Origin of the sequence: Posidoniimonas polymericola (assembly GCF_007859935.1) — a bacterium.
GTDB lineage: Bacteria > Planctomycetota > Planctomycetia > Pirellulales > Lacipirellulaceae > Posidoniimonas > Posidoniimonas polymericola.
The window spans coordinates 195517-210291 of the sequence record NZ_SJPO01000012.1 but is presented as its reverse complement, the minus strand read 5'-3'; the positions used below and the strand labels follow the sequence as shown (position 1 = coordinate 210291).

10 protein-coding genes are annotated in these 14775 nt (G+C 64.7%); 3 read left to right on the top strand and 7 right to left on the bottom strand.

From position 1 onward, the window contains the following. Positions 1-73: 73 nt before the first annotated feature. Positions 74-580 (top strand): glucuronyl esterase domain-containing protein, encoded by a 507-nt coding sequence (locus Pla123a_RS21345; RefSeq protein ID WP_146590774.1) that lies wholly within the window; start codon positions 74-76, stop codon positions 578-580. A gap of 20 nt (positions 581-600) precedes the next feature. On the opposite strand, the gene rbsK is transcribed toward Pla123a_RS21345, so the two are convergent. Next, positions 601-1533 (bottom strand): ribokinase, encoded by a 933-nt coding sequence (gene rbsK, locus Pla123a_RS21340; RefSeq protein ID WP_146590772.1) that lies wholly within the window; start codon positions 1531-1533, stop codon positions 601-603. Positions 1534-2304: 771 nt separating this feature from the next. Between rbsK and Pla123a_RS21335 the strand changes: the two genes are divergently transcribed. After that, a complete protein-coding gene (locus Pla123a_RS21335; protein ID WP_146590770.1) occupies positions 2305-3222 on the top strand; it encodes a dihydrodipicolinate synthase family protein in 918 nt (305 codons plus the stop codon). Positions 3223-3256: 34 nt separating this feature from the next. Here Pla123a_RS21335 and Pla123a_RS21330 read toward each other — a convergent pair whose 3' ends face one another. From Pla123a_RS21330 to Pla123a_RS21315, 3 genes are all read right to left on the bottom strand, one after another. After that, positions 3257-3553, bottom strand: coding sequence for a hypothetical protein (locus Pla123a_RS21330; RefSeq protein ID WP_146590768.1), 297 nt, complete (start codon positions 3551-3553; stop codon positions 3257-3259). A 915-nt stretch (positions 3554-4468) separates the two neighbouring features. Next, on the bottom strand, positions 4469-6835 hold the full coding sequence (locus tag Pla123a_RS21320) for a protein kinase domain-containing protein (RefSeq protein ID WP_146590766.1): 2367 nt from the start codon (positions 6833-6835) through the stop codon (positions 4469-4471). 59 nt (positions 6836-6894) lie between these two features. Then, positions 6895-8022: an FHA domain-containing protein gene (locus Pla123a_RS21315; protein WP_197528170.1), complete on the bottom strand. Its 1128-nt coding sequence runs from the start codon at positions 8020-8022 to the stop codon at positions 6895-6897. Between the two features lie 188 nt (positions 8023-8210). Here Pla123a_RS21315 and Pla123a_RS21310 point away from each other — a divergent pair, with 188 nt between their 5' ends. Beyond that, positions 8211-9617 (top strand): CBS domain-containing protein, encoded by a 1407-nt coding sequence (locus Pla123a_RS21310; RefSeq protein ID WP_146590762.1) that lies wholly within the window; start codon positions 8211-8213, stop codon positions 9615-9617. Between the two features lie 130 nt (positions 9618-9747). On the opposite strand, the gene Pla123a_RS21305 is transcribed toward Pla123a_RS21310, so the two are convergent. From Pla123a_RS21305 to Pla123a_RS21295, 3 genes are all read right to left on the bottom strand, one after another. Beyond that, positions 9748-11559: an AAA family ATPase gene (locus tag Pla123a_RS21305; RefSeq protein ID WP_231956584.1), complete on the bottom strand. Its 1812-nt coding sequence runs from the start codon at positions 11557-11559 to the stop codon at positions 9748-9750. Positions 11560-12395: 836 nt separating this feature from the next. Continuing rightward, entirely contained in the window at positions 12396-14090 is a 1695-nt protein-coding gene (locus tag Pla123a_RS21300; protein ID WP_146590760.1) for a YfjI family protein, read from the bottom strand. Next, on the bottom strand, positions 14000-14770 hold the full coding sequence (locus Pla123a_RS21295; RefSeq protein WP_146590758.1) for a hypothetical protein: 771 nt from the start codon (positions 14768-14770) through the stop codon (positions 14000-14002). Before Pla123a_RS21295 ends, Pla123a_RS21300 begins: the two co-directional genes overlap by 91 nt. Positions 14771-14775: the final 5 nt, after the last annotated feature.

Genomic DNA, 14775 nt, shown 5'->3' with positions numbered 1-14775 from the left:
CCGCCCAAAATCCTCAAGGCGACCAAACTGCAAGTACAAACCGCTAACCAACTCAGAGGGTTAACGGCGTAAGGTGGCACTGACCGGCGTGTCGCGGCTGGGCAAGACCGTGCTGTGGGCCGGCGCCAACGATCAGCGGATCGCGGCGGTGATCGCGAGCTGCTCCGGCGAGGGCGGGGCAGCCCTCAGCCGCCGCAACTACGGCGAGACCATCGCCCACCTGGCGTCCCCCAAGCGGTACGAGTACCAGTTCGCCGCCAACTACGGCGAGTGGGCCGCCAACCCGGACGCCGCGCCGGTCGACGCCCACCAGCTGATCGCCCTGATGGCGCCGCGTCCGCTGCTGCTGCAGACGGGTACGGAGGACAAGTGGTCTGACCCGAAGGGCGAGTTCCTAGCCGCGAAAGCCGCCACGCCCGTCTACAAACTGCTCGGCGAGTCGGGCATTGAGGCCGAGCACCTTCCAAAAGCCGGGCGGTTGATCGGCGGCGCCCTTGGCTATTACATGCACGACGGTGGGCACGGGATGACTACGGACGACTGGGGGGTGTACCTCGAGTTTCTCAAGCGGCATCTCTAACGGCGCCGCACCGGGTGCGCCTAATCGATTTCTCTACGGGGGAGCTGCTCGAGTCGATCGAGCACAGCGGCGCGGGTCGGCATGGCCGACTGGGCGCCGACCGCGGTGCAGGCGAGCGCGCCGGCATTAGTCGCGAACGCCACCGCGTCGTAGATCGGTAGGCCCTCGGCGAGCGCTACCGCCAGGGCGCCGGCGAAGGTGTCGCCGGCGGCCGTGGTGTCGACGGCCACTACCGGGGCCGGCGGCGCGAGGAACTGCCCCGCGTCGGATGCGATCAGGGCGCCGCGTGGGCCCAGCGTGACGATGATCGTCGGCACGCCGGTGCTGACTTGGAGGCTCTTGGCCGCGGCCGTGATCTCGTCCAGAGAGCCGGCCGGCATCCGGGCGAGCGTGGCGAGCTCGGTCTCGTTGGGGAGCAGCACGTCGACCTCGCCCAGCAGCTCAGGCGGCAGCAGGGGGCACGCGGGCGCCGGGTCCAGGATCACGAGCACGCCGTTTCGTCGCGCCAGTTGCGCCGCGCGGACGGCGGTTGAAAGCGGGCACTCGAGCTGCAGCATTAAGACCTCCCCCCACGCGTACCACGCGTCGTCTTGGGGGGCCTGGACGAGGGCATTGGCGCCAGGGCTGACCAGGATGCTGTTCTGCCCGCTGTCCTTTTCGAGGAGGATGACCGCGATTCCCGTCTTGGTTGGCGCGACACGCACCCGGCTGACGTCGATCCGCTCTCGGCGCAGATGGTCCTGCAGGTTGCTGCCGAAGGGGTCGTCACCCACGCACCCGACCAATCGGACTTCGCCCCCCAGCCGGGCCGCGGCGACCGCGGCGTTGGCGCCCTTTCCGCCAGGCAGGTAGTCCACATCGCCAGCATGCAGGGTCTCGCCTGCCGCAGGCATACGCGTGATCGGCGTGACGACGTCCATGTTGATGCTGCCGACCACTAAAATGTTCGCCATTTCATTTCCTCGATCGAGGCCAGTCGGTATTCAGTGAGCGCACGCCTTGCTGTCGGTCTTCGCTGACCGATGCTGGCGCGCCGCGTCCGGTGCGCCAGCTTCGTTTGCTTGGCCTAAAGCTATCATCGCCGCCCAACCACAGCAAAGCGTCTCGGCATGTTAGGGTGGGTAGAATTTCGAGCAGTTGCGAAGGAGCATTGGCTTGCCCGGCTCTCGTAGCAATTGCATTCCCGCGAGGGTCACCAGGCCCAGCAGCGTCCGCATGCGAGCAAGACCGCTTGACAGGGCAGCGGGGATCAGCCTGCCGTGGGCTGCTGCTTGCAAGCGGCCCGCCCTATCGTCGGTGCGAAGTCGGTCGGCATGCAATCCTAGATGCCGTCGTACGGCGGCGCCCGAGACGCTCGGGTGTTCGCCGCGAATGGTTTCCTCCACGGCCCCTTGGCCGCCGCGGGGATCGGGCGGCAGGAATCTTGTCCGGCACTGATTGGGGGCACTGCGGGGCCCCTTTTTGAGACGCCGGATGCCGGCCACCTCATCGAACGGCCGGTGGGGCGTCGATTCCGCATGCGGTGCATTCTTCGAGATTGCGGCCTGCGTAGGACGCGCCAATCGATTCCAACAGGCCGCCTGTGCCGGGGCTCGAAGTTGCCGTCGTGGCGGGATTCGGTGGGCGTGTCCGCTGGCTTGGATTAGAATTGCGGTGCGTGCGATTCTTCTGACTCAACGACTTTGCAGGCGACCCCCCGCGTGGACCAACCAGCCAGCCAGCCAATGTTTTCCGGCATCATCCCCCCGATGGTCACGCCCCTTGTGGACCGCGACCACCTGGACGTGCCGGGCCTGGAACGGCTGGTCGACCACATCATCGGCGGCGGCGTGCACGGGCTGTTTGTGCTCGGCACCACCGGCGAGGGCCCGAGCCTCGGCTACGACGTGCGGCGGGAGATCGTCGCGCGGACCTGCGAGCTGGCGGCAGGCCGCGTCCCCGTGCTGGTCGGCGTGACCGACACCTCGTACTCCGAGTCGCTGCGGCTGACGGAGCACGCCGCCGAGTGCGGCGCCAAGGGCGTGGTGCTTGCGCCGCCGTTCTACTTCCCGGCTGGGCAGTCCGAGCTGCAGGAGTACTTCGAGGCGATCGTGGGCGACCTCTGCCTGCCGGTCATGCTGTACAACATGCCGTCGTGCACGAAGCTGCACATCGAGATCGAGACCCTCCGCCACGCGCTCGAGCACCCCAACGTGGTGGGCTTCAAAGACAGCTCGGCCAACATGGTGTACTTCCACCTGGCGCGGCGGGTGTTCGACCAGCACCCGCACAAGTCGATCCTCGTCGGGCCGGAAGAGCTGCTGGCCGAGTCGACCCTGCTGGGCGGTCACGGCGGCGTCAACGGCGGCGCCAACCTTTTCCCGCGGCTCTACGTCGACCTCTACAATGCGGCGCTGAACGGCGAGGTTGAGCGCGTGCAGCAGCTCCACCGCCAGGTGATCCGCGTCACCGACCTGTACCGGGTGGGCAGCCACTCGTCGGCGGTAATCAAGGGCATCAAGTCGGGGCTCGCCTGCCTGGACATCTGTCAGGACCACATGGCCGAGCCGCTGCACCGCTTCCGCGAGCGCGAGCGGCTGCAGATCAGCGAGCTGATGGAAGAGCTCCGCCCGCTGGCCGCGGGGGCGACGATCAAGGTTTGACCGCTCGTGGCCCCCGCCAGATGCGTCGTGCGGCCTAACGCCACACCTCGATCCCGTCCACAACGAACACGCCGCCATTCCACCGGGCCCAATCGCCCGGCCGCAGCGCGGTAATCCGCGGTCTGCCGATCGGCCGGACGCGGGCCGGCCGGTCGCGCCAGGCAATGACGCTGAACGGCGCCCCGCCGTCGAGCGGACGCAGGTAGACCTGCACCGCGCAGCAGTTCTCGAGCGTCGTCTGCGGCCCGGCTTGCGGGCACCGCGTCACCCCCGCCGGCAACGGCGCCGGCGGGCCAGCAGAGACCGGCGTTGAGTGGAGGGGAACAGGCATGGGCCGGCCATGTTAGCGGGCCGGCCCAAATTACCGTCACCAATCGGCCATCTTGTGTGACCGGCAAGCGAGCGTCGCGGCCGGTGGCGCCATCAGCCGGGCTCCCGCTGACGGTCCGATGTCCGTTGACCCATTGGCGACCGTCGACAATTTGACAACGACGGCCGCCGCGTCATAGACCCGCAGGCCGCCGCACCGGAACAGCGACGGCCGCCCGCTACAGCCGAGCGGGCAAAAGAAGTGGGCGATACAAGACTCGAACTTGTGACCTCTGCGGTGTGAACGCCGCGTTCGGCCAGACGCCCATTCGCTGAAATCCTCGGCTGTCAGCGTGCTCTGGCTGGTTTCCCCGAGTATAGGCGGTGGGCAGCTTAGTGCAACCGTTGATCCCTGCGTACAAGGGGAGCGGAACGCTACCCATTTCCCTACCCAACGGCCTACCCACAGAGACGCCGCCAATGCTCCGCGCCCCCAACCACCACCACCGGTATTCAATGCACCGCGTGTGAAAAAACTTCCCGACCACCCGGGGCGTAGCCCGCGCGGGGGGCCGTCGGGAAGAACCTAGTTAGCCGGTCGGGTCCTCGCTGGCTACCCTCGCCCCCAGCAGGCGCCGCCCATCGCATGTAGGTCGCATATCGGATCGGGAACAGGGGGTTCTACTACTACGACACCCGCGTCGACGGCTACGGATTTGTGCTCTGTGACGGTTCCCCTCGGTGGCGACCGCCGCCGGGCCAGGTAGCAACTACGCACGGCACCGGAGGGCGAAGGGGATATCGCTTCCCCCCAATTTCAAACCCCTGAAACTCGCCAACAGACGCGCGTGCCTTCGTTGGTGCTCGCCAATCAAGAATGCCAGGAAGCGGCACGTCGCTCTCCGCTTCGGCTTGCTACCCTCCCCGGCGCGGACGCCTAGTCAGGGGCGCCGTTCAGTCGCAGGTCTTGCCAATTGATATCTTTACGGGTGAAGAGTCGCTCGGCAGCTTCTGCGATGTCGGGGTAGTGCTCCGCCAGACGCGTCGCGAGCGTGAGTGGGGCGAGGTCGGCGCCTTCGGCAACAAGCGTCGTCCGTCCCTGCCATCCGTCGATCACTCGCGTCGTAGGCCGCTGGGCTACGAGGTCTGGTCCTTGCAAGCAATCGCCGCAAGACAGAAGCAGTGTCATCCTGCGGTGGCTGCTGTCCAGCGCGCTCGCGTTCAGCCGAGTAAGAAGGTCACCCGGGTCGTCATCCGGAGTCATGTAGACGCACCCGAATGTTCGCAATCGGAAGCTATCAGTCTTGAGCGCGCGTCGACACGCAGACAGGAGAGCGGCGGCGGGGGTCGTGTCAAGCGCCAGGTAGTCGACGATCGAACGCTGAGCCTGCTGGCGGCGTTGAGGATCGGTCCTTGGGGGGGCCACCACCACGTAGAAGTCGTCGAAGGGCGATTGTTGCGATTCGAAACGTGCGGCTGGCCCGTGGGGCGAGCTCTCGCCAACATTGCCGTGCTGCTGAGAGTGTGCGAGCTCCGTGAGCAGCGAGTAGGCGTTTGCAATTGGGAGGGAATCGGCGACGCCGGCGGGTCGCTCCGGGAGGATCAGCACGCTGTCGATCTGAAGCTCAACGTCCAGATCTCTGGAGAGCGACCGCGACGCCTGCGCGATGTCGATCAGGGCGCCGCCGCCGGTGCCGCCGCTGGCGCCGGCCAAGAACACTACCCGCAAGCGCTTCGCACCGGGGTTCGACTCGGAGAGTTGGTTCAAGCGATGGTACAAGCTACGCAGGATAGGCTCTGCATGATCGACCGCGGCGATACGTCCGAGCGGTCTGTAGCCACGAGTTTCAAGCGAGCGGGGGATGTTATAGAGCCACCGGCGGCTTACCCATCCCAGCAAGTTCTGCGACGCGTCGCCGTACTGTTTGGGGCGTTTGAGCGGGGTGTGTAGTGCGTCGTCGGCAGGCAGGCCAAACTCGGAGTGCGCGCCTATTACTTCATTGAGGCTCTGGCGATCAGTGTCAATCGCCAACCAGGCCAGGAGCCCATCCGACAGCCGCTCTGGATTCGCGTCACCAATCTGCTGACGGACGCGCTGCAGCAACTCGGCGCCCATGCCTCCGATTGCGACTAGCAGGGTTGGCGGGCAGTCCAGCTCGACCGCGTGCGTATCGGGCGTCTCGACATCGACGACCTGGCTGCACGCGTCCGCGGTCGGGTAAGAGAGATTGGCCTTCGACTTAGTGTCGGCGCTATCTTGAGCCGAGCCGCCCTTGGGTTGCGTCGCAGACTCGGACGCCTTGCATGCCGCAAGCGCCTCGGTCTTCATCGCTGCGTAGGGGGCCGACCCGCTGGCGTCAGCGGAGGCGTTAGCCGAACTGAGCCTCTCCCCAACAACGGGCTTGGGCGGCGGAGTAATTCGCCCGGCTTCTAGGGCGGCCACCAGCTCGCGGCAGCTGGCGAACCGTGCTTCGGGGCGTTTTGCCAATGCCCGTCGGATGATCGTACGGTCGCTTTCTACTAGCGGCTGCAGGTTGGGCTCCGCCTGCGTGTGCTGCTTCGCGAGTTGCGCCGGCGTTCGTCCTGGGAAGGGGAGCTGACCCGTCAGCATCTGCTGAAAAACGATCGCCAGGCTGTACTGATCGCTGCGCTTCGAGGGCTGGTCGTCGAACACTTCGGGCGCTGAGTAGAGCGGGGTCATTCCGCCCATCATCGAATCGAGAGTGCGATTCGCCAGCTCCTTTACTAACCCGAAATCGCCGACCTTTACGTGGTCGCCGACGACCAAGAGGTTTTCAGGTTTAATGTCCAGGTGCTGAAGGGAGTGCTGATCTACCAGACAATCAAGCGCGTCGGCGGCGTCGTGCAGGTATCGCAGCAGCTCTTCGCGTGGGACTCCAACCAGCCCATTGGCCTGGTGGGCCTTGAAGCACGCATCGAGGCTCATATCCGCCAACTCGGTGACAATAATTAGTCGCCCGTCCAATACCTCGAATCGCTCGAGCGATATCACGAAGGGGTGGCGCACCTGACGGATACGCTCAAGCGACTTGAGTTCCCGCTCCGCTAGATCGTCGCTGCAGTGCCCATAGACAATCTTGATTGCCTTCTCCACGCCGCCCGGCGCGGTCGCCCGCCACACTTCCCCGTACCCACCTGACCCGATGCGTTCGGTGGTGACGTAGCCACTCGGCAGCTGGATTCCGTTCTTCTGCGATCCCGCCGGCTCTCCAGTCAGGGAGGAGGTCTCGTCGGCCTGCTTGGCGGCCGTTTCTGTGCTTTGAGTGGCGATTGTTGAGGCCATCGGTGCTCAGTTTGCTAGTTTGGGGACGGAGCCCCATTGTGAAAAGTGCCTATTGTCACTCAGGCTAGCGCGTGCTCGGGCGGCACGCTGGCGCTGCACTGGGGCGTGGCATTCTGTCGTTGCGATCCGATGCCGATCTGCCCACACGCTAGCTCGTCTTCGTGCGATATCGATGCCGGCATGACCGTGTTGATCCCGCAGGCCTCGCAGTTGGCTTGCAGAACGCCGAGTTGCTGCATCCGCCTGGGCTGGGTAGCGATGCCCCGGATCAGTCGCTCGGCAAAAACTAAATAATCGGGCGGGAATCGCTGCATCGCGTCGATGCAGGCTCCGCCGCCTGCGAAACCATCCACCGATAACATCACGCCTCGGTCGCGAAGTAGTTGACAGACCCGCGCTGCGTCGGGTGCATCGGTCGTCCACTCCCAGTGGATCGAGATCCCAATGCGGCGTCGCGTCGGCAGCCAGGCGGCGGCCGTTTCGATGGCGGAGAGCAGATTCTGACTGTAGGTCTCACGCTGTGCGACGCCGAGCAGTAGAGGCAGTCCTGCCGCTTTCTGGTCTGCCTGCTCGCAAGCTAGCTGCCAAGCGAGCGACTCCAGTCGCGAGGCCACGGCGGCCGGGTCCTTGCTGTCGGCGACTTGCATCCACGACTCTAGCGGTGATGCGATCTTGATGGCTGCGGCTTGAACCTGCTGCGAGTCGTGGTGCACGATCTGGCTCCACTCAATTGGCAGGCACTGGTAAAGGAGCGCCTCGCTCATCCCGCGAGACTCGGCGACTTCACGCGGGATACCCCGCGGCAGGGGCGGAGCAGACCGCCGCGCGAGAGGTCGCGTCAGGGTGCGCTGCAGCCTTCCCATGGAGGTGCAAACAAACGTGAGATCGATGTCGGCCACGCTTACCGAATCGCCATCGGCGAGTGGAGAGTCGTTCGTGGCTTGGCCGTTCACGCTCGTGCCGTTGGTGCTTCCCAGGTCGCGGAGCCGGTACCCCGTGGGAGTCTTGGTGACCTCGGCGTGTTCGCGCGACACCGAAGTCGAATTCACCTGCAGAGTTGCGGTCTCACCCCGTCCAATCACGAAAGGGAACTCATCTACTTCTACCGACCGAAGCTGAGGGCTGTTTAGCGGGTAGTACTCGAACCGCGGGCGGGCGTCCTGCGCGTTGGTGAGTGCTGAGAACACTTTTGCTGGCCTCGATTGCTGCGGGGGTAAACCTCGGCTGAGAAGGCGCAGACCATACCGTGTCCGCGAACTCTGTGGGCATCGAAACCCTACCTTATTGGGCAGGACGCGCAGCAAGAGCTAAGGCGAATGCTACGCTTTAGCCTGGGGTACCTCAGCGCCGACTCACAAAATGGATACTACTGGCCGTGAAGACCGACGAATCCGCGTTATCCGTCACAATCGTTTCGACCGACCGCGCTGTGCTCCGTGAGCTGTCGTGGACCCTGTCGCTGTTCGGTTATCACGTAACTGCCACGACGGAATACAGCGAGGACAGCCCGTGGCGGCGGGATACGTGCCCCGGAATTCTGCTGATCGATACGCTCGTTGGGGAGGAAGCAGATCAAATCATCTCGGCCACTCGTACGGCCCATTACCAGTATCGCATTGCGATCCATGACTTCACGTCCGGGGAAAGCTGTGAGCGGTTGCTAACGTTGGGCGTCGATGACGTTGTGCGAAAGCCCACAAACCTTGGAGAGCTCCTCACCAGGCTGAGGGCGGGCGTGCGTAGGCTAGAATTCGAACGCCGGCTTGGCCAGCACGCGATGCTGGATTCCGCATCGGGGTTGCCTAGTCGACGTGGACTCGAACGCCAGATCCAAGAGCGAAACCTGTCGGGGCGGACAGGCCCCGTCAGCCTGCTAGTCGTTGGGGTCGACTTCCTGCCGCTTATCGAACAGCAAAGCGGCGTCCGGGCGGTGCAGCACCTGTCGACGAATCTTGCCAAGTGCATCGCTGAAGATCTTGGAGAACAGGAGATTGGGGGCGTGCTGGCGGCAAACGCCTTTGCGCTTCTGCTGAATCGATCGCCGGAAGCCGCTGAGCAGTTCGCCAAACAGCTCGCCACTAGCTATTCAAGCTGTGAAACCCTGGCCCGGGCCGCTCGCACTTCGCCGACGTTGTCCGCTTTGGTCGTGCCGTGGTCCGCTGATCAGTCCATCGCCGCACAACTCGACCAGTGTGAAACCACCTTTTGCCACCTGCAGAGCTGCGGTGGAGACTGTGTAGTACACGCCCAACAGCTGCGCGATCAGATCTCAACCTGGCGGACCAACATGGACGAAGGCGTGCCGTTCGAAGAAGTGATCGCTCAGGACTTAATGGAAATGTTCCCCATTACGTTTACAACGCATCAACTCGATTCCGGCCTAGCGGCCGGCGTTGTATCGCCCCAACTGCTCTGCTCGCCATGCTTCCCTGTCGTCGACGATGAGGGAACGCTAGTCGGAGTGATCGACCCCGGCCAGTTGGCGTCTTCGAGCGGATCGCAGACGCTTCGGCAACCACCGACACTCCACCAGACCCAGACGCTCAGCGAGATGTTCGATGCATTCACGGTCTCTGACGAAAGTCAGATGGTGGTGGTCGACGATGACAACCGCCCAATCGGCTACCTAAGTAGCGAGGGACTCGCCAGTCTTGTGCTCGATCCAATCAGCGCCGTGCGGTACCAGCAATCTGCGACGGCTAGCCAAGGTTTGTCGTCGCTGGTAGTGCCGGTCGAGTCGCAGCCAACTCCGGTACCGGGATCAGCGATCGCTCCCTGTTGATTCCCACGCCGCCATTGTTCCGAGGTCGACCATCGGGAGGCCGGCTTACGTGCTCGCGATTACAAATCAAGGGGTCCTTAGCCACGCAGTCATCGACAAGTGCCTGTCGCGCGAACACGCCGCGTCGCGGCTACTCGGTCCCCTCCAACGCAGTGAAGTAGTTCTTCACCGCGTGGTCCAGTATCTCCGGAGTCGCTACTGGAGGAAGTTCGTTGTACTCGCAGAAGTGGGACGCTTGGTCGAGCAGGTCGCGCGCCTGGCAGCGGCGCAGCGGCCGACCACACGCGTCGTAGTGGCTGGCGAGCAAGTATTCCAGGCATTCTGGCGGGCACTCCACCTTTAGCTTCTTCGCAAACATGCTAAACAGCTTGGCGAATTCCTCGCGTGAGGGTGCCCCGATCTCAATCTTGAACGGGATGCGGCGCAGGAAGGCGTCGTCTGCCAAGTCGTGAGGCTCGAGGTTAGTGGAGAAGATGATCAGCTGCTCGAATGGCACCTGAATCTTCTTGCCGTTGGCGAGGCCCAGGTAGTCGATGCGGTTCTCGAGCGGCACAATCCAGCGGTTGAGCAAGTCGGTCGGATTCACGCGCTGCCGTCCGAAGTCGTCGATCAGCAGGCTGCCGCAGTTGCTCTTCAGCTGCAATGAGGCTTCGCTGATGTGGCTCACGGGGTCGTGCTTGAGCTCGAGGCTGTCCATCGTAAGCTCGCCGCCGACGACAACGGTTGGTCGTTTGATGCGAACCCACCGCCGGTCGTGTTCGCACTCCTTCAGCAGGGCGCCAAGCTTCGACTCGACCGTCTCGTGGCACGAGGCGTCGTAGAGCTTGATGATCTGCCCGTCTTCGACGATGGCGTGCGGCACCAAGATGTTCTGACCGAAGCAACGTGTAATGCGTTGAGCAATCGTCGTCTTCCCGTTGCCCGGTGGTCCATAGATGAACATGCCCCTACCCGCGCTGATGGCGGGGCCCAATTGGGCGAGCATCTCGGGCTCGACATTAATGTCCGAAAACGCCTTCTCCAGCTGCGGGCGTTTGGGCTTCTCGGTGCGAATTGTCTGGGCGTGGACCGAGTCTACGTAGTCTTCGAGCGGCACCGGCGCGGGCCCTGCGTAGGCGCACTCCTTCAGCGCCAGTCGCGCCCGCTCGCGACCGCTGTCGGTGAGCTGGTAAACATAGTCGCCCAGCATCGCCGACCCTGTCGGCGAGAGGTACTGGCGGTTCCGCAGCACGGTGAAACAATCTTCCAGTATTGCAAGCGGCAGGCAGATCACGTCCGAGATTTGCCGGCCCGTCATCGAACCGGCGTTCTGCACGACCTTCAAAATCAGATCTTCAATGGCGGCGCTAGTAAGACCAGTCTCTTCGAGCGTCTGCGGTTCTGGCGGCAGGAACCCGTCGTCAAGTCCTAGGGCTGCGACCAAATTGGGACTGGCATCTTGCTTCATCCCAAAGTCGGGAACCTCTCGTCGAGCCGGTCGCGGAGGCCTCAGCTGCGGTTGTTCCGGGGCCTCGACAGCTGGCCTCTGTTCCTCGGATTCCAACTCAGACTCGATAGTCTCAGACAGCTCTTCGATCAAGAGAGCTGAGAGCGGACGGTCGTCGCCAAGCGGCTGCGTTCGCGCGTGTTGATCGTCAGAATGACTCGCCGCAGCGAGTTTGGTGTCATCTTTCAACAGACCGTCTTCGGCTTTTTCCGCGGCGGTCAACTTGCGGCTCAACTGCCAGCCAAAGTTGGTCAATTCAAACCGCTTCGCGCCCCCCGATACCTTCAAGAGCCGCAGCTCAATCAGGTGCGGGATCGTCTCGCAACACCGCATCGCGTAAGAGTGATCATTGGCATCGAACAGTTTGTCGTTGCCAGCGCGAATAGCCGGCCCGCGCGTTTCAGGGCGATTGACGATCTCGCAGACCCCCTGATTCTTGGCCGCGATCTGCACCACAGCCTGCTCTTCGGGTTGTAGGTTCTGCGAGTCCTGAATCGAATGCACCAGATTCCCCCCACATGCGCGCTAGTTGAAGCAACTAACCCAAAACATAGCACGCGGACAGGATGAGTGCGGGACCGCTTGAGCCCAAACGCCGTGCAAAGAGGTCCGAACCAAACCTCCCAGACAGTCATCAGCCCATGAGGGGCGGATTCGCGGTCTTGAATGCAACGATAGAAAAACCACCACCACCGGTGTTCAAGGCGCCGCGTGTGAAAAAACTCCCCGATCACCCGGGGCGTAGCCCGCGCGGGGGGCCATCGGGAAGAACCTAGTTGGCCGGTCGGGTCCTCGCTGCCCACTGGCGCCCCCTACAGGCGCCGCCCATCGAATGCGCCTCGCATATCGAATCAGGAAAAGGGGGGTTCTACTACTACGGCCCCCGCGTCGACGGGGACGGATTTGCAATCGGCGGCAGTTCCCCTTGGTGGCCGAGGGTCACGGGCCAGGTAGTACCTACGCGGCGTCGTAGTTGGCGTACGGGGAGGGGGGCCGTGGTACTCCGCTCGGCTAGGCCGGCAGACGGAGCCCTAGCCGCGTGCATTTCTTGGGAGGTTTTTTTGGGGGGCATCGCTTGCCCAGATTCCCGAACCCCCGAATTTCGCCGAAAAACGAGCGGGGCTGAGTTGCCGTCTGCCACGCCGTGCCGCCTAGAAACGGACCTCCCCCACGGTCTACGCGGACCGCCCCATAATCCCCCGCGGCTACGCGACGCCAACCAGGGCATCACCGATTGTACGGCGACGACGCGCATCGCGACCGCCTCCTTGTCTACGTCTACGAAACCCTGCCTAACCGCGGGAATTGTGAGGTTGTGTAGACGTAGACGCCGTAGACAGCACGAAAATGCGGGACGGTCGGCCGCCCTTGGCAGTAGGGGCGGATACCGACCACGCGCCCCAACCCGCGGCGACCAGCTCCTCGAGCACCGCCTCGGCGTCGGCGGCGGTGGGGCAGTCGCGTCGGCCCTGCTGCACCTCGCGGGCGGTGACCTTGCCGCCCTTGCGCTCGATCCACTCGGCGAGTTGACGCAGGCGGCGGTCGTCGTCGGACTCGCTCAATTGGCGGTAGACCCGGCGGGCCTCGCGCTTGAACCAGGCGACCAGCGCGATGCCGGCGGCCATGCTCGCGGCGTCGACCGTGTTATCGCTGCTGCCGTCCTCGGGAAGGTCGCCGGCGGCCCAGCGGATCAGGTGGACCACCAGGGCCAGCCGGGCGGCGTACTCCTCGAGTTTCGACCACGCGGCGGCTAGGTCGCCCGTTAGCTCGGCCTGCTCACGGGCGTGCTGGTTGTAAAACCGCTTGTAGATCGCCTTGGCGTCGGGCGTGAGGGGCAGCACTCCAGGGGCGTCGACGCCTTGGTCGTCGATATCGTACTCAAGGCTGTACAGATGCTCGACCAGCTCGGCCAGGTCGCGTTCGGCCTGGGGATCAATGTCGGCCTCGGTCCAACGTTTGGCGATGCGCGGTGGGTGGGCCAGCAGCAACCGGGCGGCCATGCCGCTGTCGCGGTGCTCAGCGCCGAGGGCACGGTGCAAGACCGCCGGTTGAATCCCGCCGGTGACCCAGACGGCCGCCTCGGGGACCACGATGGTCCGGGAGACGCCGGTCTTGCGATCGACCACGATGGTCTCGGCGATGTGCATGCTCAACCAGTGTGCGGAGTCGGAACCGCCCTTGCCGCCGCTGTAGCGATCGAATGATCCAAACCAGCCGGCTAGCTCATCCCTAGCCAGCAGCACGCCCCGCGGGTTCGCCAGCAGGATCGGCGCGAGGGCCTCGACCGTGGTGTCGCCCACCACCAGGCGGGTCGCCTGGGGCGGCTCGGGCTTGATCGGCGGCGCGTCGGTTGTTTTCTTGTCGCGTTTCCACTCGGCGTGGGCCTTCTCGTGAAACGCTACGTCCTCAAGGTACGCCTTCTCTTGGGCGGCGTGCTCCTCGAGGTACCGGCGCTGCAGCTCACGCACGGGCGCCATCACCAGGCGGAACGCCGGGGTCTTGCTGGTGCCACTCTCGCCCACCACCGCGGTCCACAGGATCGGCGGCGCCGACCAGCCGCGTTTGAGTTCCACGCGGCGGGTCGTGCCGATCGCCGCGCCGACCGCGGTCAGCATCGGCAGCGCGAGGAACGCCGGGTCACAACCGATCGCCTTGGCGCCGGCAATCACGAAACCGCGCACCGGCTCGGGCAGCTCCTCGACCGGGAACGGGAGGTAGGCGGCGGGCGGCTGGGGGCGACCGGCGGTCAGGTCGACTGGCTCGGCGGCGGCGACCAGCTCCTCGAGGTTGGCGACCAGCACCTCGGGCGTGGCGGCGTCGCCGTGGGCCTCGATCCAGTCGACCAGGTCGCCGCCAACCGGCATCGGCTCGCCACCCGGCAACGCATCGATCGTCACTACGCGGACCGTGGGGGCAGGCGAGAGGCCCCCCAGCAGCCGCACCACGGCCTCGGCGTACTCCGCGCCCGGTTTGTCGTTGTCCGGCACGACCACCACGTCGTGGCCAGCCAGGGGCGACCAGTCGGTCTGCGCGGCGCTCTTCGATCCATGGGCGCTGCAGGTGGCGACCAGCTCGATCGACCGCGCGGCGTGGCGTCGACCGTGGCGTCGTCGACGGGCATGACCGGAGCCGTCTCCCGGGCCTCAGTTCGGCCCCGACGGAGCCCCTCGACCATCGTCAGACAGCGGTAGGCGTCGGCCGGGATTAGCTGCTCGCCCGCCGCCCATTTGTACATCCGCTTGATGCGGTCGCAGTGGTCATTGACGTAGCGGCGGCTGTGACCGTCGTCGACCATTCGCTGCCGCAGAGCCCGCAGGCGGACCGGGCCGAACTCGACAGCCGAATTCTTGCCGTACCACGTGCGGAGGTACTTCAGCGCGCACTTGATGTCTGGGGTGACCTTGGTGCACCGGCCGTCTTTGACGTAGTACCCCTTGGCGAATTTGAGGTACCGGACGCACAGCTCGGCGATGGTGATCTCAGCCTGGGGCTGGCTGCACTCACGGCCATTAGCGAGCCACTCGGCAATCAGCCGATCGTACTCGATGGTGCTGGCCTTGGTGCCGTGCGGGCCGAGGTAGTGGTCCTGCCCGCTGAGAGTGACGACCGCTTGGCCGCTAGCGCGGTGTTTGCGGTACTTCGGGACGGCCTGGTTGAGGCGTGGCATAGCGC